22 protein-coding genes, 2 tRNA genes and 1 pseudogene are annotated in these 20,049 nt (G+C 42.7%); 16 read left to right on the top strand and 9 right to left on the bottom strand.

Translation table 11 applies throughout. From position 1 onward, the window contains the following. From Aba26S_RS10150 to Aba26S_RS10165, 4 genes are all read right to left on the bottom strand, one after another. Nucleotides 1-538, bottom strand: a 538-nt coding sequence (locus Aba26S_RS10150; RefSeq protein ID WP_043971785.1) for a DUF1376 domain-containing protein, incomplete at its 3' end; no start/stop codon positions are given. A 65-nt stretch (nt 539-603) separates the two neighbouring features. After that, nucleotides 604-855, bottom strand: coding sequence for a hypothetical protein (locus Aba26S_RS10155; protein WP_001084945.1), 252 nt, complete (start codon nt 853-855; stop codon nt 604-606). Further along, nucleotides 848-2,029 (bottom strand): site-specific integrase, encoded by a 1,182-nt coding sequence (locus Aba26S_RS10160; RefSeq protein ID WP_005155352.1) that lies wholly within the window; start codon nt 2,027-2,029, stop codon nt 848-850. The genes Aba26S_RS10155 and Aba26S_RS10160 overlap by 8 nt, the downstream gene beginning before the upstream one ends. A gap of 19 nt (nt 2,030-2,048) precedes the next feature. Beyond that, nucleotides 2,049-2,258 carry a hypothetical protein gene (locus tag Aba26S_RS10165; RefSeq protein ID WP_000122748.1) on the bottom strand — a complete coding sequence of 70 codons (210 nt, stop codon included), beginning with the start codon at nt 2,256-2,258 and terminating at the stop codon, nt 2,049-2,051. Between the two features lie 115 nt (nt 2,259-2,373). Here Aba26S_RS10165 and Aba26S_RS10170 point away from each other — a divergent pair, with 115 nt between their 5' ends. Then, nucleotides 2,374-2,601, top strand: a complete 228-nt coding sequence (locus Aba26S_RS10170; RefSeq protein WP_004674114.1) for a helix-turn-helix transcriptional regulator — start codon at nt 2,374-2,376, stop codon at nt 2,599-2,601. A gap of 325 nt (nt 2,602-2,926) precedes the next feature. On the opposite strand, the gene Aba26S_RS10175 is transcribed toward Aba26S_RS10170, so the two are convergent. Beyond that, nucleotides 2,927-3,002: transfer RNA gene (locus Aba26S_RS10175), tRNA-Gly, on the bottom strand. Between the two features lie 41 nt (nt 3,003-3,043). Further along, a tRNA-Gly gene (locus Aba26S_RS10180) sits at nt 3,044-3,116 on the bottom strand. A gap of 190 nt (nt 3,117-3,306) precedes the next feature. Between Aba26S_RS10180 and Aba26S_RS10185 the strand changes: the two genes are divergently transcribed. The 5 genes and pseudogenes from Aba26S_RS10185 (at nt 3,307) to Aba26S_RS10205 (ending at nt 6,145) form a co-directional block, all read left to right on the top strand. Next, a complete protein-coding gene (locus Aba26S_RS10185; protein WP_005240489.1) occupies nt 3,307-3,615 on the top strand; it encodes a BolA family transcriptional regulator in 309 nt (102 codons plus the stop codon). Between the two features lie 9 nt (nt 3,616-3,624). Beyond that, on the top strand, nt 3,625-4,017 hold the full coding sequence (locus Aba26S_RS10190) for a SirB2 family protein (protein ID WP_010589820.1): 393 nt from the start codon (nt 3,625-3,627) through the stop codon (nt 4,015-4,017). Nucleotides 4,018-4,098: 81 nt separating this feature from the next. After that, nucleotides 4,099-4,942 (top strand): annotated as a pseudogene (locus Aba26S_RS10195) (ParA family protein). Between the two features lie 13 nt (nt 4,943-4,955). Beyond that, entirely contained in the window at nt 4,956-5,345 is a 390-nt protein-coding gene (locus Aba26S_RS10200) for a hypothetical protein (RefSeq protein ID WP_005240482.1), read from the top strand. 209 nt (nt 5,346-5,554) lie between these two features. Further along, on the top strand, nt 5,555-6,145 hold the full coding sequence (locus Aba26S_RS10205) for a LysE family translocator (RefSeq protein WP_005240480.1): 591 nt from the start codon (nt 5,555-5,557) through the stop codon (nt 6,143-6,145). 13 nt (nt 6,146-6,158) lie between these two features. On the opposite strand, the gene Aba26S_RS10210 is transcribed toward Aba26S_RS10205, so the two are convergent. Further along, the gene (locus Aba26S_RS10210; RefSeq protein ID WP_005240478.1) at nt 6,159-6,797 is read right to left on the bottom strand and encodes a DedA family protein; all 639 of its coding nucleotides are present in this window, start codon (nt 6,795-6,797) and stop codon (nt 6,159-6,161) included. Between the two features lie 238 nt (nt 6,798-7,035). Between Aba26S_RS10210 and Aba26S_RS10215 the strand changes: the two genes are divergently transcribed. Then, the gene (locus Aba26S_RS10215) at nt 7,036-7,452 is read left to right on the top strand and encodes a DoxX family protein (protein ID WP_005240476.1); all 417 of its coding nucleotides are present in this window, start codon (nt 7,036-7,038) and stop codon (nt 7,450-7,452) included. Between the two features lie 141 nt (nt 7,453-7,593). After that, nucleotides 7,594-7,965, top strand: coding sequence for a NirD/YgiW/YdeI family stress tolerance protein (locus Aba26S_RS10220; protein WP_005240475.1), 372 nt, complete (start codon nt 7,594-7,596; stop codon nt 7,963-7,965). Nucleotides 7,966-8,012: 47 nt separating this feature from the next. Here Aba26S_RS10220 and Aba26S_RS10225 read toward each other — a convergent pair whose 3' ends face one another. After that, the gene (locus tag Aba26S_RS10225) at nt 8,013-9,239 is read right to left on the bottom strand and encodes a DUF445 family protein (RefSeq protein WP_171057836.1); all 1,227 of its coding nucleotides are present in this window, start codon (nt 9,237-9,239) and stop codon (nt 8,013-8,015) included. A 441-nt stretch (nt 9,240-9,680) separates the two neighbouring features. Here Aba26S_RS10225 and guaA point away from each other — a divergent pair, with 441 nt between their 5' ends. The 4 genes from guaA (at nt 9,681) to Aba26S_RS10245 (ending at nt 14,949) form a co-directional block, all read left to right on the top strand. After that, nucleotides 9,681-11,249, top strand: coding sequence for a glutamine-hydrolyzing GMP synthase (guaA, locus tag Aba26S_RS10230; protein ID WP_005240472.1), 1,569 nt, complete (start codon nt 9,681-9,683; stop codon nt 11,247-11,249). A gap of 55 nt (nt 11,250-11,304) precedes the next feature. After that, entirely contained in the window at nt 11,305-12,087 is a 783-nt protein-coding gene (locus Aba26S_RS10235; protein ID WP_005240470.1) for an ANT(3'')-II family aminoglycoside nucleotidyltransferase, read from the top strand. A 127-nt stretch (nt 12,088-12,214) separates the two neighbouring features. Then, complete coding sequence (locus Aba26S_RS10240; protein ID WP_005240468.1) at nt 12,215-13,144, top strand: LysR family transcriptional regulator; 930 nt, start codon at nt 12,215-12,217, stop codon at nt 13,142-13,144. Nucleotides 13,145-13,491: 347 nt separating this feature from the next. Further along, complete coding sequence (locus Aba26S_RS10245; RefSeq protein ID WP_005240465.1) at nt 13,492-14,949, top strand: aldehyde dehydrogenase family protein; 1,458 nt, start codon at nt 13,492-13,494, stop codon at nt 14,947-14,949. Between the two features lie 80 nt (nt 14,950-15,029). On the opposite strand, the gene Aba26S_RS10250 is transcribed toward Aba26S_RS10245, so the two are convergent. Beyond that, nucleotides 15,030-15,923, bottom strand: a complete 894-nt coding sequence (locus Aba26S_RS10250; RefSeq protein WP_005240463.1) for a LysR family transcriptional regulator — start codon at nt 15,921-15,923, stop codon at nt 15,030-15,032. 154 nt (nt 15,924-16,077) lie between these two features. On the opposite strand from Aba26S_RS10250, the gene Aba26S_RS10255 reads away from it, so the two are divergent. The 4 genes from Aba26S_RS10255 to Aba26S_RS10270 all read left to right on the top strand — a co-directional run bounded on the left by Aba26S_RS10255 (nt 16,078) and on the right by Aba26S_RS10270 (nt 20,006). Next, complete coding sequence (locus Aba26S_RS10255; protein ID WP_005240461.1) at nt 16,078-17,133, top strand: cupin domain-containing protein; 1,056 nt, start codon at nt 16,078-16,080, stop codon at nt 17,131-17,133. 48 nt (nt 17,134-17,181) lie between these two features. Beyond that, a complete protein-coding gene (gene maiA / locus Aba26S_RS10260) occupies nt 17,182-17,817 on the top strand; it encodes a maleylacetoacetate isomerase (RefSeq protein ID WP_005240459.1) in 636 nt (211 codons plus the stop codon). A gap of 35 nt (nt 17,818-17,852) precedes the next feature. Continuing rightward, nucleotides 17,853-18,554, top strand: coding sequence for a fumarylacetoacetate hydrolase family protein (locus Aba26S_RS10265; RefSeq protein ID WP_005240457.1), 702 nt, complete (start codon nt 17,853-17,855; stop codon nt 18,552-18,554). A gap of 108 nt (nt 18,555-18,662) precedes the next feature. Further along, nucleotides 18,663-20,006, top strand: a complete 1,344-nt coding sequence (locus Aba26S_RS10270; RefSeq protein ID WP_005240455.1) for an aromatic acid/H+ symport family MFS transporter — start codon at nt 18,663-18,665, stop codon at nt 20,004-20,006. Nucleotides 20,007-20,049 lie beyond the last annotated feature (43 nt).

Consider the following 20,049-nt stretch of genomic DNA (forward strand, 5'->3'; position numbering starts at 1 on the left):
AAGATGAAGATGAAGATGAAGATGAAGATGAAGATGAAGATGAAGATGAAGATGAAGATGAAGATGAAGATGAAGATGAAGATGAAGGGCATGATTCAAGCATGGCTTGAGTAATACTCGAGCTCTTCTCAGGAGTTGCTTGAGCATTTACTTTTCGTTGCTTGGTTGATGCTTGAGCATTACTAGCGGATTTCCCCCAACGTGCTTGAGCTGCATTTTTAGCTTTATCAGATTTCATTTGCTGATTTTGCAATGCCTGGCTTTTTAAACTGCTTAAGAAATTTGAATGAATCTGCTCAGACTCGACTTCAAACAATTCTAGGGCCATCAGCGTATTTAACAAAGTTTTAGCCTTGGTGTGCTGCGGTAATTTCGTGATGCTGCATACCGTTGCTAAATCATGAGGAATGGCACCATTTTTCCAGAAATCCATCATTAACAGCAGTGCCGCACCAATTTGTTCTGCTGTCATTCGTGCAAATTTCGCCTGTAGGTCGCCAATATAGAGTGGCATCCAAATTGAAATATCTTTATTCATATGTTGACCTTTTTATAGGTATAAAGGGGCTAAGGTCATCGATTTGATGACCTTTTATGTTTGTTTTATGAGTGAGCGAGACTCATTAAGCGGAGACGGGCCTGTTGAGCCAAGTCATCGTAATGAGCTTGCCCTTCATCCAGCATTCGCTGTAACCAGAGTCTCAATGCTTGGTGGTCATCGAAGCATTTATTGATTTCCAGCAAAAAGGCCAGATTGTGCAGTTTGGGAATGTGTAACTCATGAATGAGTTCACGAGCGACCATATCTGCTTCAGGGCTGACGACCACACCACCAAAGAAAGCTTTACTATTCATGTGCAAGCTCCTCTGTATTTAGTTTTTCCAGCATGGCTTCAAATGCACTGCCATCGCGGCGCGTAACATTGGGGATGTAACGGCTATAGACCCGGAATAGCATTTCAGTCGTTGAATGTCCCAATTGACGTGCGATCCATTCCGGATTTTCTCCTGCTGACAGCCATAGAGTTGCTGCTGTATGACGTGTTTGGTAGGCTCTTCTAGACTTCAATCCTAGAAAGCGCAAGATCGGATGCCAGACACGTTTATTCACCAGACGGTAATCGAGAGGTCCACCATCACGATTGCAGAAAACAAACTCTGATTTACCATTATTTAAGCTTTTCTGTTGCATAAAGGCTTGGTAAACGCGGTCATTCATCTGGATCGTGCGGTCAGAACCATAAGTTTTGGTTCCGCCAAGCACACCATTCACTAACGCTTCTCTGATATGGATTTCACGACGCTGTAAGTCGATATTTTTCCATTGCAGACCATCGATTTCACTGGTACGCATACCCGTAAAAAAGCGAATGGTGTAATAGGGGCGGAAGTCTTCACGCACTGTGGTAAGAATTTTATGCACCTCTTCCAGAGAAAAAGGTGTGACTTCAATCTTGCTTTCCTTCAGATTGTTAATATTTTTATAAGGCGACTCAAACTCGTATCGTTCAGCCGCATCATTGAGTATCATACGTAAAGGCGTCATGATTTGATTGATTCTCGATGCTTTCAGACTTGTCTGATTTTTTCCGTGAGTCACTTTGGCGAGAGAGGCACGGAAGTTCAGCAAGTCTGACTTCTTGATTTTCGAGAGAACCTGATTACCAAAAGCAGGAATCAAATAGTTTTTGATCACAATTGAAACCTTTTGCTGGTATGAGGTTCTCCATTCAACTTGTTTCTGCTTTAACCACAATTCAGTAAACTCTTTAAAAAGAGGAACTTTGGTCTGTACAGCAATTTGCTTACTTCTTTTTTCCTTAAACTCCTCAACACGGTTACTTTTTGGAAAGTACTTTTCGTATTCAAAAGTTCCCAAAGTAATTTCCGCCTCCAGCTGCTCGAGACGTTTTTTCAAAATACGACGATTATAGGCATTGTCTTCAAGACTAGTTGTTTCTCTGCAACGAATGCCCATGTAGCGAAAATCGGCAATCAGTTTGCCACTTCGTTCCCGGATGGTAGCCATCAGTTAAACCTCCTAAGCCTTATTGCAGGGCATCCATGCTTAAACCAGTGAATTTAAGCATTTCAGTTTCAATGCGTTCCCAAACAAAAAGAATTTTGCGGCCACCAAAAGGACGGATGTAGTGAACACCTTCGATAAAGACACTGTCCTTTAGCTGGTTGCGAATAGTACGAGCGTCGTACTGGATTTTTTCAGCCAGTTGCTGGGCTGTGAGATAGGTATATGACATAATTGTATTCCTAGCGTAATTCATCGGATGTAATGAATTTTTCATCCTTAGACCTAAAATAACCTCAAATTTAATTAAATGCAATTAAATTTTCATTGTATTAGAGGAAAAATTAATGGTTATTTGTAAACTACCAATATTGTTGGCTGAAAGAAAAATGCGTGTAGCTGACTTAATTCGTGGCACAGGCATTAACAAGACAACTTTGCATAAGCTTTATAATGGCGAATTGACTCGAATTGATTTAGAGACTATCGATCGTATTTGCGATTATTTGGATGTGCAGGTAGGAGATTTATTTGTTTTTGAAAAAGACAATAAAGAACAATCTGTTAGTAAGTAGTTTGGTCACAAATGGTCACATCAAAAAGTGAAATGGTCACAAATTATTGATCATTTGGTAAAAAATACCTTGTTTGGAAGAGAACAGGGTGATTTTTTGCCTTCAAAAAAGCTCTGAAAGTGGTGATCGATTGAGGACATTTGAGATCAATTAAGACCATTTTTATTGTCGTGGGCACGCCATGGTCACATCTTGGTCACAAAATACAAATTACATTAAGAATATTTTTTATTGAATTGAATCACAAAGGAAGGCGGAATTTTAAAAAATATAATAAAATCAACAAGAAAAAAGCCCTAATCTTTCGACTAGGGCCTTTTAAATTTGGAGCGGGAAACGAGACTCGAACTCGCGACCCCAACCTTGGCAAGGTTATGCTCTACCAACTGAGCTATTCCCGCTTATTGAGCAGTTTTTACGAAAACTTACACTGAAAAATTTGAGCGGGAAAGGAGACTCGAACTCCCGACCCCAACCTTGGCAAGGTTATGCTCTACCAACTGAGCTATTCCCGCATGCCGTGTATAATACATTATGCAAAAATAGGGTCAATAATTTTATGCAAAGAAATTGATTATTTGCATAAAATTAAAGCACTTTCATGCAAAAAGAGCAGGATATAGCAAATTTTTGTACAAAAGTTTCCCTCAGATTGCGCTCATGTATACTAATGAGCTATCTCAATCTGACCTTACAGAGTGACCGATGAACTTAGAACAACAGTTGATTGAACGTTTAAACACGCTTGCACCCAACCATCTTGAAGTAATCAATGAGTCGGCAGGACATGGCGGTTATTTCCCTGGTAAAGAGTCACACTTTAAAGTGATTGTGGTCAGTGAAGAATTCCAAGGCCTACGTCTGGTACAGCGTCATCAAAAAATTTATGCGGTTGCTGCTGAGTTAATGAGCCCGGGCCGCATCCACGCGTTAGCGATTCATGCCTATGTGCCGAGTGAGTGGCAGGGTGAGGCACCTGCCAGTCCGGAATGCGCACATGCACCCAAAGGTTAACAATCGATGATGGACATTCATTTACTTACTAAAATTGTGCATATCTCAGCAGTGAGCTTATTGATCATTGCTTTTGTATTACGTGCTTCGACTTTATTTGTAGGTGTGCAGGATCAGCAACCCAATGCGAAAGCCCGTAAAGGTCTGGTTGGTTTACAACATTTGTCTTTGACCTTGATTATTGTGACGGGTGCAATCTTGCTCAGTATGAACAATTTTGAAGTACAGCCTTGGTTCTATGCCAAAGTGATTTTGTTCTTTGTGTTCTGGTCTTCATTGATCAAAACCTACAAGCAGGACAGCAGCATTTTATTGGTACAACGTCGCGCAGGTTTATTAATCGGAACGGTTGCTCTGGTCGGTATTTTAGGCCTTGTCATGATTCAGCCGGTTTTTACCTGATTGTTTGACACATTGTGTAAGTAATAGTTATAGCGCTAGGTTAAACTGCATGCAGTTTACAAAAATATTTAGAGGGAAATTATGTTAACGCGTGTGGTGTTTAACCAGAAAGGCGGTGTGGGGAAATCAAGTATTACCGTGAATTTAGCGGCCATTAGTGCGCAGCAAGGTTTAAGAACCTTGGTGATTGATCTGGACCCGCAAGCAAATTCAAGCCAGTATCTTTTGGGTGAAGATGCAACCTATTCTGCCGATAAAGCCGCATTAGAGCCAAACATCGAAAATTTCTTCGAGGATATTTTAGGCAGTACGCAGCAAAAAGGACTGCTTGGCAATGCTATTGGCTCCATTCTGAAAGCACCGCGCGGTAAAGGTTTAGACAGTTATGTGCATCGTACTACTTTTGATAATCTGGATGTGATTCCTGCCAGTCCAAGTTTGGGGGCTCTTGAACATGCACTGGAAAGCAAGCATAAAATCTATAAATTGCGTGACTCGATCCAATCCTTGAGTGCACGTTATGACCGGATTTTTATTGATACACCCCCTGCATTTAATTTCTTTACTTTATCTGCTTTGATCTCTGCGGATCGGGTATTAATTCCATTCGATTGTGATGTGTTCTCAAAACGTGCGTTACAAACTTTGATTGAAAATGTGCTCGAAACCCAAGATGATCATAATGATCGCTTGGAGATTGAAGGAATTGTGGTCAATCAGTTCCAATCTCAGGCAAAACTACCCCGTGAAGTGGTTCAACAACTCAAAGATGAAGGTTTACCAGTGCTAGAGAGCATGTTACCCCCCCTCGATCTTGATGAAAGAATCACATCAAAAGAATTTACCCTTGATTCATTTGGCATCTGACCATAAATTGACCGTCGCTTATGTGACCCTGTTCAATGAGATTGAATCAAAGAAATAAATAAGAGAATCTTATGAAACGCTTATATTGGATGCCTGTTTTGGCAGCGAGTCTGTTATTGGGTGCATGTGCATCAACGGTTAAACCCGCTTATGTGTCGCCTACACAATATCAAGCATTGAATTGCCAACAGTTACAAGCAGAATACAACCGTATTCAGCTTTATATTGAAAATGGTGTACAAACGCCAAAACGTACAGGTATGGGCGTTGGTGTTGGGCTTGGTGGTGGCTGGGGCAGAGGGGGGTGGGGCTTTGGTCCATCGATCTCACTCAATATGGGACAGTCAATGAATACCAAGAACACTGAGTTGGCCAATGTACTGGGTCAACAAGATGCGATTGTACAGGCAGCAAAATTTAAAGGCTGCCCGATTATTGTCAAACAACGTCCAAAATCATAGATTTTGACAACTGACCGTCATCTGTCAGGATGATGGTCAGCAACTAAATTATGGCAAAATGTTTCGTAAAATAATAAAAAAATTCAATATATTAAAAAATTATATCCACTAAATCATTGATTTTTCCCTTGCCTGCATCTCGCTCAAATTTGTATTTTTGCCCTAAATTCGTTTAAGGTGGCGCCCATGTCTAGTTGTTCGGTATATCTATGATTGAGAGTTGGTTTTTTGTTTTGGCGATGTTGGCGGTGTTATTGATACCTGGTCCAACCAATGCTTTGCTTGCCAGTGCAACACACCAACACGGTGTTCCTAAAACCATCACGTTTATTCCAATTGAGTGGTTGGGCTATCTCTACGGGATTAGTTTATGGGCGCTATTCATTCATTTATTTGATCCGATCTGGCCTGCGATTGGCGCGATTTTACATACGCTCAGTTTACTCTACGTATTGTGGATGGCTTTTCATCTCTGGAAAGGTTCACATCTACAAAAGCACGATCAGCATCATCAGCAAATTCGTAAAAGACAGCTATTCTTATCGACTTTAAAAAATCCAAAAACAGTACTGCTGGCTTCAGGGGTTTTTCCGAGTGAAACGTGGAATTCGATTGAGCAAGCTGCTTTGGTTTTTGCCATTTTTAGTCTTATTCTGATCCCGGTTAGTATTTTCTGGATGTTATTTGGACGTGCATTGCTGGCGGGAAGTTTGATTGGAATTAAAGCCGACCATTTGTATAAAGGGTCGGCCATGCTATTACTGATTTGTATGCTGCCTATGATCTTACGTTTCTTTTAACAGAACGCTCGACTTATTGGGCTTTCGTGCCCTTCATTTTCTGGCGGATAAAGCCAATCACGCCTGGTAAGATACTGATAATAATAATACCGAAAATCAGATGGGTGAAATTATCTTTCACGATTGGCATATTACCAAATAAATAACCAAGCGTGATGAAGGAGGCGATCCAGCAGAATGCACCAACGACATTATAGCTAAGGAAGTACTTATAATTCATACTACCTGCACCCGCAACAAATGGGGCAAAAGTACGTGCAAATGGAACAAAGCGCGCGAAGATAATGGTCTTACCTCCATGGCGTTCAAAGAATTGCTGGGTTTTAATAAGATGTTGTTTATTAATAAAACGCGAGTTAATTTCGAACACACGTGGCCCGATATAACGCCCAATATGATAGTTTAAGGTATCACCCAGTACCGCAGCAAGAAAGAGTAAAATACCCAATATCCATGGATCCATTGCACCTGTTGAAGCAGCCAATGCACCTGCAGCAAATAATAAACTATCGCCAGGTAAGAAAGGCATTACTACCAAACCGGTTTCAACAAAAATAATCAGGAATAAAATGGCATAAATCCATACACCATAATTGGTAATAAATTCTAAAAGATGTTCGTCAACGTGCAGAATAAAATCAATCAGTTCCATGAAGGTGTTAACACTATGAATGTGGACTAAATCCTAGCAGTGCATCTGTAGAAAGTCAGTATAAAAAGCAAATTAATTGGTAACTTTTCAGCACATATTCAAAGGAGATTGACGCGAGAAAAATAGTGTTATTGTTGCAAAATAGGAACGATATGTTAACTAAATAGGACTTTATTGCAAAATTAAAGATGCATAAACTTGCTAACATGTTAAAAAACGAACAGTGTGGAAATTGATTATGTTTAATCCAAATGTTGTTGTAAAAAATATCGTAACACAGTCTGGTGTGGCTAATGTCGTAACTTTGATTGCGCGTTTGTTGTTGGCTTATATTTTTCTTGTTGCTGGATGGGGCAAGATCGTGGGCTATGCAGGCACGGCTGGTTATATGGAATCAATGGGTGTTCCAGGCGCGTTGTTACCCCTCGTAATCTTGGTTGAGTTTGGTGGTGGTTTAGCCTTATTGTTTGGTTTCCAAACACGTTTTGCATCTTTAGGCTTAGGTATTTTTAGTATTATCACCGCCTTTATCTTCCATGGTGGTGCAGAGGATGCCATTAACTTTATGAAAAACTTTGCCATGGCAGGTGGTTTCTTCATGTTAATGCTTTATGGTGCAGGTCGTATTAGTCTTGATCATTTGATTGAAAAATAAACTATAGGCCGCTATTAATGCCCCACTGTGAATAGTGGGGCTAAATTTTGCCGATCGTATTTGCTTGCTTACAAACAAAAGCCGACATCTGTGCTTATTTCTGTTTAGATCATAATTGGTGAAAACAAATAGGACATGATAATGAAAAAAGTGCTTTTGGGTTGCGGGATCGTAGTGTTCACTGGTCTTTCGACGCTGACATGGGCGGGTAAGGATGATCATGTATTGCTACAGGAAGCGACAAAGAATATGGTGACCGTGAGCCAAGTGGCGAAATTGGCAGATGAAACGGGTGTCACGCTGACAGGCCAGATCACAAAGCATCTGCAAAGTGATCATTATGAATTTAAAGATCGGAGTGGTACGATCAGTGTAGAAATTGATGATGATCTTTGGCGTCAGGCAGGGCTAAAAGTCGGTGATCATGTGCGTTTGGTGGGTGAGGTAGATACCCATCGTTATAAAGCAACCGATATTGAAGTGATTAAAATTGAAAAATATACATCTCGATAAAAGCATAAAAAAGGAAGCAGATGCTTCCTTTTTTATCACTCAGATTTTTAGAGCATAAAATGAATCTGCATTTCCCCAACGAGGAAACCCAACACCGCACCAACAATAATCAGTGACCATTCATCTTCTTTGAAGGCAGGGCGTAACATCCCTTCAAACTCTTCCGGGCTGAGTTTCTGCATACGTTCAACCAGTGTATTGCGCACATTCATGGCATCTTCAGCATAAGACTCAACATAGCGCATGGTATCTGGAAGCTGTTTCAGAATACGCTCTGCGACTTCGGCTTTCAGGTTCTGATATTTCTCGCCGCCAATGGCATAGACCACCAATGGACGCACAATACCTGCCTGTAAGTCAATTTCTTGTTTTACCTGGCGGCTGACCAATTCAATGACTTTGTCCGAATGTGTGCCTGAAAACAATTCTTCCATCATATTGCGTGAAGTCAGTAATTGTTTGGAAATCAATGCAGCATAGTCGGCAGCAACTTCATTCTGACGTTTGATGAACAAACCCTGCCAAGTGTAGCCCATGATCTTTTTTGGGTATAACGGGCGGAACATCATTTGTAAGGCCATCCAGTCGCTAAAGAAGCCGACAAAGCCACCGAACATTGGCAGCATCCATGGATATTTACCTTGAGTCACGATCCAGCACAGCATTTGCACTACACCAATCGCAAAACCAAACACGAAACCGACGTTACTAAAGAATTTGAATTCCTGTTTGCCAACTTTTTTAAAGATTTCATTGAGCAGGCGTTTGTCTTTGAGCAGATTGTTGATCACCATATGTTTGATATCAAAGTACTTGGCAACATCCTTCTGTACTTCACTCATGATATGTTCAACAATTTCTGGCGCTTTGGCCTGAACACGTTTAATTAGTTTCTGTCGTGCAAACTCCGGCATACCTTCCCATAAGCCAGGTTGGTATTGCTGTGCCACTTCGCGGGTAATGTCCTCAGCGGCTGCCATTAATGGTTTTTCAATTTCTTGGGCAATCCGTTTGGGGTCGAGTCGGGCAAAAATTTCTTCGGGTTTGATCAGCTTGGAGGTCATCAACTCCACAGCCGTGGTGGCCATCTTCTCTGCTTTACGGGGAACAATCCCTTGCCATCCGAGTGGAAGACCAAATAAGCGCAATCCTTTAAATTCAAGTGGTGAAAACATCATTTGAATGGCAATGACTTTGGTTACATAACCAATAAAGCCACTGATAAAAGGGATTGAAATATACAACCAGAAATTCTGTTGAAAATCCGCAATCATTTCTTGAAACATTATTTTATTGGTCCTTCAAGTCCTAATTGTTGCTCGTGGTCGGACAAGCGTTAGATGATAGTAAAATATTTTAGGGCATTGACGATAAGCCAAGGCCTTTAGAGTTGTAGTTGCCTTTTGATTTATTCCTTTGGGTGAGGACATAGCATCGTATAAAAGGCAACGATGTAGCCGAGAGCATACCTTTCCTTGGTAATACCTTTTCGATTCGTCATCTTAGCACCAATTTTTGCTTTGTGTTGAGCAGAATGGGCAAGAATTGTTGATTGAACGCTCCTTATTTTGTGCTTGACTTGAGAATTTTAGTTTAAATATCAGTGCCCATTGACATGCCTAAGGAAAAAACGAGATAGATGATGAATTGCGATGCGCCAAAGCGTGAAAAATGTTAGAATATGGCGCTTAATTCATTTGCCTTTATGATGAACCATGACGACCAATACTCAAATTACTGAAGATCGTATCCTTATTTTGGATTTCGGCTCTCAATATAGCCAGCTGATTGCACGTCGTGTACGTGAAGCGGGTGTCTATTCTGAAATGTATGCATTCGATATGTCTGAAGAAGACATTCGTGCGTTTAATCCGAACGGGATTATTTTGTCAGGTGGCCCTGAGAGCGTACATGAAGAAGGAAGCCCACGCGCGCCGCAAGTTGTATTTGAATTAGGCGTACCAGTGTTGGGTATCTGTTATGGCTTACAAACCATGTCTGAACAGCTTGGCGGTAAAGTAGAGCCGGGTACAGTACATGAGTTTGGTTATGCAGAAGTTGATATTCTAGTTCGTGATAAATTGATTGGTCACTTGCAAGACCGTGAAAACCAGTTACATGTGTGGATGAGTCATGGCGATAAAGTCAGTGCGATTCCAGAAGGTTTCCAAGTGACTGCAAGCACACCAAGCTGCCCATTCGCTGCAGTAAGTGATGAAGCACGTCGTTTCTATGGTGTTCAGTTCCACCCAGAAGTAACGCACACGGCCAAAGGTGCTGAATTACTGTCGAATTTCGTCCATCAGATTTGTGGTTGCCGTGGTCTGTGGACCCCTGAGCACATCATTGACCTGCGTGTAGAACAGTTGCGTGAGCAAATTGGTGATGAAAAAGTTCTGTTAGGTTTGTCGGGTGGTGTGGACTCATCTGTAGTCGCAGCATTATTGCATAAAGCCATTGGTGATCAGTTAACTTGCGTATTTGTAGACAATGGTTTACTTCGTTTAAACGAAGGTGATCAAGTGATGCAAATGTTTGCAGAAAACATGGGTATCCGTGTAATTCGTGCTGATGCTGAACAACGTTTCTTGTCTGCATTGGCGGGCGAAGTTGATCCTGAGAAAAAACGTAAAATCATTGGTCGTGAATTTATTGAAGTTTTTGCAGAAGAAGCGCGTAAACTTGATGGCGTGAAATTCTTGGCGCAAGGGACGATTTATCCAGACGTGATCGAATCTGCAGCAAGCAAACAAGGTAAGGCACACGTGATTAAATCACACCACAACGTGGGTGGTTTACCTGATGATTTGGAATTTGAATTGGTTGAGCCATTACGTGACTTGTTTAAAGACGAAGTACGTAAATTAGGTACAACCATTGGCTTACCGCATAGCATGATTTACCGTCATCCATTCCCAGGTCCAGGTTTGGGCGTGCGTATATTGGGTGAAGTGAAAAAAGAATATGCAGATATTCTTCGTCTTGCTGATGACATCTTCATGCAAGAACTACGTGATAGCGGTTGGTACGACAAAACTGCACAAGCATTTGCGGTATTCCAACCAGTAAAATCAGTGGGTGTGGTGGGTGATGGTCGCCGTTATGCATGGGTGATTGCACTTCGTGCCGTAGAAACCGTTGACTTCATGACAGCACGTTTTGCGCACTTACCGTATGACTTGGTTGATAAAATCTCAACCCGTATCATGAATGAAATTAAAGATGTTTCACGTGTTGTTTATGACGTGTCATCTAAACCACCCGCAACGATCGAGTGGGAATAAGAAAAAGGGCAGGATGAAAATCCTGCCTTTTTTATGATTGATCAAGAGGTGAAGCATGTTGGAGACCTTGCAATTAGATGAGTTACAAACAGCCTTACAGCAGCTTTTAGGCGAATCACTGTTTGCTATTTATCTTTATGGTTCGGCCATCGATGGCGGCCTAGGTCCAGAAAGCGATCTGGATATTTTGGTTGTCGTCAACCAAGTACTGACGCTCCAGCAAAGACAGCAACTGGCAGAAACCTTATTACACATTTCTCATCCGATCGGTACTGTACAACGAGCACTTGAAGTCACCATCGTACTCAAACAGCAGATTCTTTCAGAAAGTTACCCGCTCAGCTACGAGCTACAATTTGGTGAATGGTTGCGTGATGAGTTAAGCCAAGGCGCTATACTCAGTACACATGCAGACCCCGATCTGAGTATTTTGCTCAAGAAAGCACAAATGCATCATCGTACTTTGCTGGGGCCAAGTCTGACACAGTGGTCAACTGAAATTCCAAACCAACAGCTTTGGCAAGCGATGGCAGACACCTATCCATCGATCGTGGCGCATTGGGATGAGGATGCGGATGAACGCAACCAGATTTTGGCTTTATGCCGAATTTATTTTAGTTTGGTTATGGATGATATTGTACCGAAAGATCAGGCTGCACAATGGGTGATCCCTCAATTACAACAGCAGCATCAAATTGTTTTACAGCGTATGAGCCAAGAATATAAAGGTGAGATTGGCAAGCAGCACTGGCCAAGTGAGCATCTGACTTTGCAAGCGATTGTTGACTTTCTTAATATGAAGATCACTGCACTTTTAAAACATAAAATACATAAATAATAAACAGTAAAGGACAATACTTGGATTGTTGCATAGATAAAACTTAGTATTGCAAGAACAGGCTATTCAGGCCATCTCGATTAGACCTAACATTTGTTCATGATAAAGCCCAGATCGGGAGTGCCTTTTGAATCAGATTGTTGAAATGCAAACGTTCATTGCCGTGGTTGATGCGGGAAGTATTACCCATGCTGCGACACGCCTAGGCATTACTAAATCAGTAGTGAGTCAGCGGATTCAGCAACTGGAACAGCGTTTGTCTGCTGCGCTGATTCATCGTGGTCGAAGTATGCTGTTAACCGAGGCTGGACAGGAGTTTTATCAGCAGTCGAGCAAGATTCTGGTGGAGTTAAGTGAGCTAGAAGAATCTATCAGCGCGCGTCATGATCATATTGGTGGTAGTTTTCGTTTATCGGTACCACAGGCATTTAATATTCAATATCTCGCCCTTTATTTGGCTGAGTTCGTGCAACTGTATCCTGAATTAAAGCTAGATATTGAGTCGAGTGATCATTTTGTCAATCTGAATAATGGTCATTATGATGCGGCGATTCGGATGGGAGAGTTAGCTGATTCCAATCTGATTAGTCAGACGGTTGCACAGAATCACCACTATATTTGTGCAAGTCCAGATTATTTAAAAGCGTATGGGATGCCTACTCACCCTAATGAGTTGTTGCGACATCGTGGATTGTTGTATTTGTCTCGAGAACCACATGGGATGTGGCAACTTCCTGTGGACGGAAAAAAGGCCTTTTTCCGAATATCTCCTTATCTACGCACAGATAGTGGTCATCAATTACTGGCGGCTGCCAAGCGTGGTTTAGGGATTGCAATTCTGCCAAGCTTTCTTGCTGCAGAAGCAATTTGCCAAAAGCAACTCAAGGTGATCTTGCCTGAGTTCTCTCCTTCGGGAGGCAATATTTCAGTGGTTTACCGCTTGTCCAATCGAGCCTCCCCTAAAATTCAAACTTTGGTTGATTTTCTATCCACAAAAATTGGTCATCCTGCGCCGTGGGATAGCCAGATTCAGAATATGCTGCGGCAGGAGTCATAAGACCTTGTTCGGAAAAAGCGAATCATAGTTTTGCTTTTTTTGGTCTAGCGAACAAAAAACATCATTTGTTAGGGTGTTTGCCTCTCTTTTAACACCGATTGATATCGGGTGATCTGAGAAGATCGATATGTTACTGAGCATTTACCCTCGCGATTTGCTGTTATCACATTTTCAACCCATGTAGCTCAAGTAACTTGCAAGTGTGGTTTAGAAACAGCGTGGGGGAGATGTGTTGAATACTTAAGATTATGATATTTATCAAAATATTAATTGAATGTCTTGGTGGATTAATATTAGACAGCATCCCAATGTCGATCTTCTTTGATTTTTACTTTTAGGATATGCAGATGAATAGACTAGCTAAGAACTGGATAAATGGTGAGTGGGTAGATTCTCATCAGCATATGCAGTCAATTAATCCAGCAACATATGAAGTAATCGGACAATATGCCAATGCCACGATAGAGCAGGTGCAAAGTGCGATATGGGCCGCAAAGAAAGCATTGAAAGAAACAGATTGGAAGCGTGATCGTCGTTTACGGGCAAAAGTACTGAATGAAATGGCGGATGCTTTCGAACGTCATACCGATGAGTTGATCGAGATTCTTGCCACTGAAAATGGAAAGATTAAGCCCGAAGCCACCTTTGAAGTGACGATGGTTCCCGCTAAATTACGCTATTACGCAGCGTTGACTTTAACTGAATATGGTCGAGCATTAGAGCCAAAGCCGGGTAGTTATTCGATGGTTATACGCGAGCCGATGGGGGTGTCTGGGATTATTGTACCTTGGAATTCTCCCGTGGTTTTAATGATTCGTTCACTGGCACCTGCATTAGCCGCGGGCACCACAACAGTGATTAAGATGCCAGGTCAAACTGCACAAACCAATGCCATAATCTCCCAAATTTTTTCTGAGCTTACTTCTTTACCGCAAGGAGTGATTAATTTATTTAGTGAGTCGACAGGAGGTGGGTCGCGTTTACTGGTGGAATCACCCGATGTCCCAGTGATTAGTTTTACGGGCAGCACAGCAACAGGTAAAGCTATTTCAGCGACAGGCGCGCAGCATCTAAAACGCTTTGGTCTAGAATTGGGTGGTAAAACGCCGATGATCGTGTTTAAGGATGCCGATCTTGATCTGGTGTTACCTAAACTGGAAAAAGCCCTGACCATCTTTGCGGGGCAGTTCTGTATGACAGGTTCACGCTTACTGGTTCAGCGTGAGCTGGCAGATGAGCTGAAACGGAAACTGGCGCAGCGTTTGGAAGCCGTCAAAGTCGGCCCGGCTGCCGATCCTAGCAGTGATATGGGACCATTGATCGATAAAAATAATGTGGCACGTGTTGATGCTGTGGTTGAAAAAGCGATTGCAGAAGGAGCGAAGGTGATTGTTCGTGGTGGCCCGATTACCGAAGGTGAACTGGCCAAAGGTGCTTTCTATCGTCCCACCTTACTTGAAGTGAATGACAACAGCTTGGATATTATTCAGGAAGAAACTTTTGGGCCAGTCCTTACTTTGCAAGTGTTTGATACCGAAGCAGAAGCGATTATGCTTGCCAATGATAACCAATATGGTTTAGCGGCTTCAATCTGGAGTCGTGATGTAGATTTACCATTACGCGTTGCGACTGAAATGGAAGCGGGTACCGTGTGGATCAATGATTGGGCCGTGGTTTATGATGAGTTTGAGGAGGGTGGTTTTAAAAACTCTGGTCTTGGGCGAATGAATGGGATGGCGGCAATGGATGACTTCATTGAATATAAGCATATTACCATTTCAACGGGTGTTTCTGGAGCGGACTAGGGATTTGGTCAAGCATTGAATGACACTACAAACAGCGCATCGATTTCGATACGCTGTTTTTATTTTAGCCTGAGTTAGAATTAGGTCGAGAACAGTTTAAAGCACACTTGTCTTAACCATTGATTACTTGGGGTTTGATGGACACGCGAATGCCAGTGTTGCTTAACGCTGAATTGTGGAAAGTGATAGGGAGGCTCTAAGGTTTTCAACCCGCCTTGAGTCATTAACACCTGCGCCAGATAATTGGGAATAGTGGCAATTACATCGGTATCTCTGACAATCAGACCGACACCCAAATAGCTGGGTAAACGCACCAGAATATTGCGGTTGACGCCGTGTTTTTGTAGCTCATGCTCCACCACATAATGTCCTCCTGTTGCCAAGATATCGACATGTAATTCCTGAGCAAACTCTAGAGCGGATAGGCTGGTTCCTGTTAGCCGAGGATGTTGTTGACTAGCCAAACACGTGTAATGCTGCTGAAACAAGGTTTGCTGATAAAAACCTGCTTCCAGTTGGGGGAGGAATCCAATGGCGAGATCAATATGTCCATTCGACATCATCGGGGCTGTCTGGCTATCAATTGGCAGAATGTCCAGACGAATTGACGGGGCATGCTGACGCATGTAATTCATCAGGCGCGGTAAAAATACCAAGTGACTGATGTCAGTCATGCTGATACGAAATTGATAGGTTGAGGTTTGTGGGTCGAACTCAATATTATAGTTTTCTACCAATTTTAGGCGGTTGAGAATTTCCACCACCATTGGATAAATTTGCTGGGCGAGTTCGGTGGGTTGCATTTTATTTTCAATTCGTACAAACAGTGGGTCACGAAAATGGGTGCGGAGTTTATTCAGTGCAATACTTAAGGTTGGTTGACCAATACCCAATTGTTCCGCGGCTTTAGAAATACTTTTATGCTGATAAATTTCAAAGAAAATTTTCAGCAATCTTGTATCCAGATCAAACATCGCACTGACCCACTGTATTGATTTTATCAATACAGCCTATTGTTTTTTGTGCATAGATTCAACACATCCTGATTGTTACATTGAGCCAACACCGAATATTGATGAAATTATCGTCATTATTATTGTGCTCCATGGGCAGAAAAAGGAATGACATATGGAACCTTTAGGCACGCTAGAAGAGCTACCCGAACGTTATCGAGAGGAGCTGAATGCGTCAAATCTGGTGCCGTTATGGCCTAATTTACGAAGCTTTATCCCACCCAATAAACCACGACCACAAACAGTTGCAACCGCTTGGTATTTTCATCAGATTAAGCCTCTGTTACTAGAAGCTGGGGAGCTAACGCCGATCGAAAAGGCAGAGCGTCGAGTGTTGGCACTCGCTAACCCAGGGCATGGTTTGGACAATATGAAGGTCAGTCCAGCCATGTATTTAGGCATGCAACTGCTGCTCCCTAAAGAGTGGGCACCTGCACATCGCCATGCACCGAATGCAGTACGTCTTATTGTTGAAGGTGAAGGGGCTTACACCACTGTTGAAGGGCAAAAATGCATTATGGAACATGGTGACATGATCCTTACCCCTTCTGGGTTATGGCATGAGCATGGACATGATGGTGACCAACCTGTGATCTGGATGGATATCCTTGATTTACCACTGGTTTACTATATGGAAGCCTCTTTTGTGGAAGAGGGCCGTCGTCAAGAAGTGGATCGAATCAATCAAGGTTCTACCCCCCAATATGCAGCAGGTATTGTACCGACCCCGCATTTTAGTCGTGAAGATGCCGCATATCCGATGATGCGTTATGCGTGGAAGGATACTAAAAAGGTCTTGGATGCCTTAGCAAAAAAAGCAGGCTATCAGGACCCGTTACAAGTGGCCTATGTCAATCCTGAAACGGGTCAAGATTGTCAACATATTCTAGGCTATTCAGCACTGCTGCTGCGTCCGAATGAAACACTATCTCTGCCTTTACGTTCCACCCCACAGGTGTTTCATGTCATTGAAGGGGGCTTAACGATCCAGATCGATCAACAGGATTTTCATTTGAGTAAAGCCGATACCGCCTGTGCACCGTGTTTTGCTGTTATTGATTTAATCAATACATCCGAACAGCCATGCTATGTCTTTATCGCAGATGAAGCTCCTTTGCAGCGTAAGTTGGGCCTGTATTCAATCCGTGAGCGAACTGCTGCACGTCCATAATTTTAATCTCAGCTGTGGTGAAAGCACATGCTGCTGAGGAGCGAGTATATGAAACTTTATAGTTTTTTTCGTAGTGGTACATCACATCGAACCCGCATTGCTCTGAATTTAAAGGGTTTGGATTATGAGATAAGTTATGTCTCACTGGCTAAAAATGAGCATCAACAGCTGGACTTTAAGAGATTGAATCCACAGGGTTTTGTCCCCGTATTGGAAACTGAATCTGGTCTGCTGCTACAAAGTCCAGCCATCATCGAATGGATTGAACAGCAATATCCAGAGCCTGCTTTGTTACCAGCAGATGCATTGGGTAAAGAAAAAGTACGCGCCATTGCGGCGTTGATTGGCTGTGATATTCATCCCTTAAACAATAAACGTGTGCTGGAACATTTACGCCAGCTTGGGTTGGATCAGAACCAGATCAATGCATGGTGTGCTAAATGGATTCAAGATGGTTTTTCGGCTTTAGAGCAGATCTTGGCACAAGATCCTACGCGGAAAAAGTTCTGCTATGGCAATCAACCTAGCCTAGCCGATGCCTATTTGATTCCACAGGTAGTGTCTGCACAACGCTTTCAGGTCGACCTATCGGCCTATCCCCAAATTAATGAAATTTATCAGCATTGTATGACGCTTGAAGCATTTCAGAAAGCTGCACCTGAACAGCAAGCAGATGCGTTTTAAGTTGCTGATCCACCTATATCAATAAGGAATATGCCATGAGCTTTATATTTGAACCCATGACACCAGCAGGCCTGTTTATCCACGGCTCAGATCAACAATTTCCAGTCCGTCGAGTTTACTGTGTCGGACGTAACTACGCTGCCCATGCGCGTGAAATGGGTTTTGATCCAGATCGTGAACCACCGTTCTTTTTCTGCAAACCGAATGACTTAGAGTCGATTGTACCTGTTGATCAAGAGGCGGTAGATATTCCTTATCCAAGCGAGACCTCAAATTATCACTATGAAATTGAGTTGGTGGTTGCGATTGGTCGGGATGCCAAGAATGTTTCAGTCGAAGAGGCTGCACAGTATATCTATGGTTATGCAGTGGGCTTGGACATGACGCGCCGTGACCTGCAAATGAGTATGCGTGAAAAAGGGCGTCCATGGGAAATTGGAAAAGCATTCGATTTTTCTGCGCCGATTGGTCCGATTCATCCCATCACCGAAACAGGTGAAATGAATCAGGCGGATATTCATTTGACCGTCAACGGTACAACTGAGCAACGCAGTGATATTAGCCATTTGATCTGGTCAGTTGCTGAAACCATTGCCAATCTATCGACCTTATTTGAACTCAAAGCAGGCGACTTGATCTTTACAGGAACACCTGAAGGGGTGGGTGCTGTGGTTCGAGGTGATGTGATGCGTGCTGAGATTACCGGATTGACTGGCATTACCGTGAATGTGAAATAACGCACTTGATCTGAGTGGTTTAAACAGGTGCTCAAGCTGAAGAACAAATAAAGTTGAGCACCTTTGCTAAGGATTGCATCGGCCAAGGTATTGGCAAAAGGAGTCGTTATGTCTCAAAAAACAATAGATGTGCAAAGTTTCATCGATGAAATTCCGCTTTCAGCTTTGCAAAAATTAATCATGTGGCTGTGCTTTTTGATTGTTGCAATTGATGGTTTTGATACCGCAGCAGTGGGATTTATCGCGCCTGCATTAAAAGCCGAATGGGGACTACAACCCACCGATCTGGCACCGTTATTTGGTGCAGGCTTATTTGGTTTGATGGCAGGTGCACTGGTTTTTGGACCGTTATCCGATAAATTAGGCCGTAAACCGATTTTGATCGGCTCAGTGATCATGTTTGGTTGCGCCAGTCTATTTGCAGCCTTTTCTTCAGACCTACAAACCCTGATTATCTGGCGTTTTCTGACAGGTTTAGGTTTGGGTGGTGCTTTACCCAATGCGATTACCTTAACTTCAGAATATGCACCAACTTCCCGACGTTCAAATCTGGTCACCATGATGTTTTGTGGTTTTACCATTGGCTCTGCCTTGGGTGGGATTTTGTCGGCTCAATTGCTGCCACATATTGGTTGGCATGGCATTTTACTGATTGGTGGGATTGCTCCTTTATGCACAGTCCCTTTTTTATATTATTTACTGCCTGAATCGTTACGGTTTCTTGTGCTGAAACAAAAAAGTACCGAAAAAATTGAAAGCATTATCCGTCGTATCGCACCACAGATCAGCGAGATTCCACACTTAGTACCCACCGTAAATGAAGTTGCGAAATCGAGTTTAAAAAATTTGTTCGGCAAAGGTTTTGCCTTGGGAACATTTCTGATCTGGTTCACTTTTTTTATGAGCTTTCTGATTATTTATATGATCTCAAGCTGGATGCCAACCTTATTGACCAACGCCGGTTTTAACTTATCCAACGCCTCATGGCTCACCTCGATTTTCCAGATTGGCGGGACGATTGGTGCCATTGTCTTGGGCTTGCTGATGGACAAGCTGGATGCCACCAAAGTGTTAAGCACCGCTTATGCATTTGGTGGTCTATTTCTGATTTGTCTCGGTTTGGGAATCGAACAAGCCAACACGGTATTGCTGATGTTTGCCATGTTTGGTGTCGGTGCCGGAATCAGTGGGTCACAGGTCGGTGCCAATGCCTTTTCTTCCAGTTTTTATCCCACCCATTGTCGTGCAACAGGCGTGAGTTGGGCCAATGCGGTCGGACGTGCTGGTTCTGTGGTGGGTTCGATCATGGGGGGCTGGCTGATGTCATTGCATCTTTCTAACTTTGCTATTCTCAGTCTGCTCGCCATTCCCGCTTTTTGTGCCGCAGTTTCATTGTTGTTGATTAAACGTCTTAAAAAAGAACAGCCTAGCGTTGTGACAACTCTCGGCTGAGTTCAAGCCATTGCCAATAAAAATAGATCGCTGTGCCAGTGGA

It is taken from the genome of Acinetobacter sp. NBRC 110496 (assembly GCF_000876115.1).
Classification (GTDB): domain Bacteria; phylum Pseudomonadota; class Gammaproteobacteria; order Pseudomonadales; family Moraxellaceae; genus Acinetobacter.

What these genes read in the sequence shown, in the direction of transcription:
- Aba26S_RS10170 (WP_004674114.1), top strand. Translation starts at nt 2,374, where the DNA reads ATGGTTATTTGTAAACTACCAATATTGTTGGCTGAAAGAAAAATGCGT.
- Aba26S_RS10270 (WP_005240455.1), top strand. Translation starts at nt 18,663, where the DNA reads ATGTCTCAAAAAACAATAGATGTGCAAAGTTTCATCGATGAAATTCCG.
- Aba26S_RS10200 (WP_005240482.1), top strand. Translation starts at nt 4,956, where the DNA reads ATGAAACGCTTATATTGGATGCCTGTTTTGGCAGCGAGTCTGTTATTG.
- Aba26S_RS10205 (WP_005240480.1), top strand. Translation starts at nt 5,555, where the DNA reads ATGATTGAGAGTTGGTTTTTTGTTTTGGCGATGTTGGCGGTGTTATTG.
- Aba26S_RS10155 (WP_001084945.1), bottom strand. Translation starts at nt 855, where the DNA reads ATGAATAGTAAAGCTTTCTTTGGTGGTGTGGTCGTCAGCCCTGAAGCA.
- Aba26S_RS10215 (WP_005240476.1), top strand. Translation starts at nt 7,036, where the DNA reads ATGTTTAATCCAAATGTTGTTGTAAAAAATATCGTAACACAGTCTGGT.
- Aba26S_RS10160 (WP_005155352.1), bottom strand. Translation starts at nt 2,029, where the DNA reads ATGGCTACCATCCGGGAACGAAGTGGCAAACTGATTGCCGATTTTCGC.
- Aba26S_RS10265 (WP_005240457.1), top strand. Translation starts at nt 17,853, where the DNA reads ATGAGCTTTATATTTGAACCCATGACACCAGCAGGCCTGTTTATCCAC.
- Aba26S_RS10220 (WP_005240475.1), top strand. Translation starts at nt 7,594, where the DNA reads ATGAAAAAAGTGCTTTTGGGTTGCGGGATCGTAGTGTTCACTGGTCTT.
- Aba26S_RS10190 (WP_010589820.1), top strand. Translation starts at nt 3,625, where the DNA reads ATGGACATTCATTTACTTACTAAAATTGTGCATATCTCAGCAGTGAGC.
- Aba26S_RS10165 (WP_000122748.1), bottom strand. Translation starts at nt 2,258, where the DNA reads ATGTCATATACCTATCTCACAGCCCAGCAACTGGCTGAAAAAATCCAG.
- Aba26S_RS10225 (WP_171057836.1), bottom strand. Translation starts at nt 9,239, where the DNA reads ATGATTGCGGATTTTCAACAGAATTTCTGGTTGTATATTTCAATCCCT.
- Aba26S_RS10250 (WP_005240463.1), bottom strand. Translation starts at nt 15,923, where the DNA reads ATGTTTGATCTGGATACAAGATTGCTGAAAATTTTCTTTGAAATTTAT.
- Aba26S_RS10185 (WP_005240489.1), top strand. Translation starts at nt 3,307, where the DNA reads ATGAACTTAGAACAACAGTTGATTGAACGTTTAAACACGCTTGCACCC.
- guaA (WP_005240472.1), top strand. Translation starts at nt 9,681, where the DNA reads ATGACGACCAATACTCAAATTACTGAAGATCGTATCCTTATTTTGGAT.
- Aba26S_RS10255 (WP_005240461.1), top strand. Translation starts at nt 16,078, where the DNA reads ATGGAACCTTTAGGCACGCTAGAAGAGCTACCCGAACGTTATCGAGAG.
- Aba26S_RS10210 (WP_005240478.1), bottom strand. Translation starts at nt 6,797, where the DNA reads ATGGAACTGATTGATTTTATTCTGCACGTTGACGAACATCTTTTAGAA.
- Aba26S_RS10245 (WP_005240465.1), top strand. Translation starts at nt 13,492, where the DNA reads ATGAATAGACTAGCTAAGAACTGGATAAATGGTGAGTGGGTAGATTCT.
- Aba26S_RS10235 (WP_005240470.1), top strand. Translation starts at nt 11,305, where the DNA reads ATGTTGGAGACCTTGCAATTAGATGAGTTACAAACAGCCTTACAGCAG.
- maiA (WP_005240459.1), top strand. Translation starts at nt 17,182, where the DNA reads ATGAAACTTTATAGTTTTTTTCGTAGTGGTACATCACATCGAACCCGC.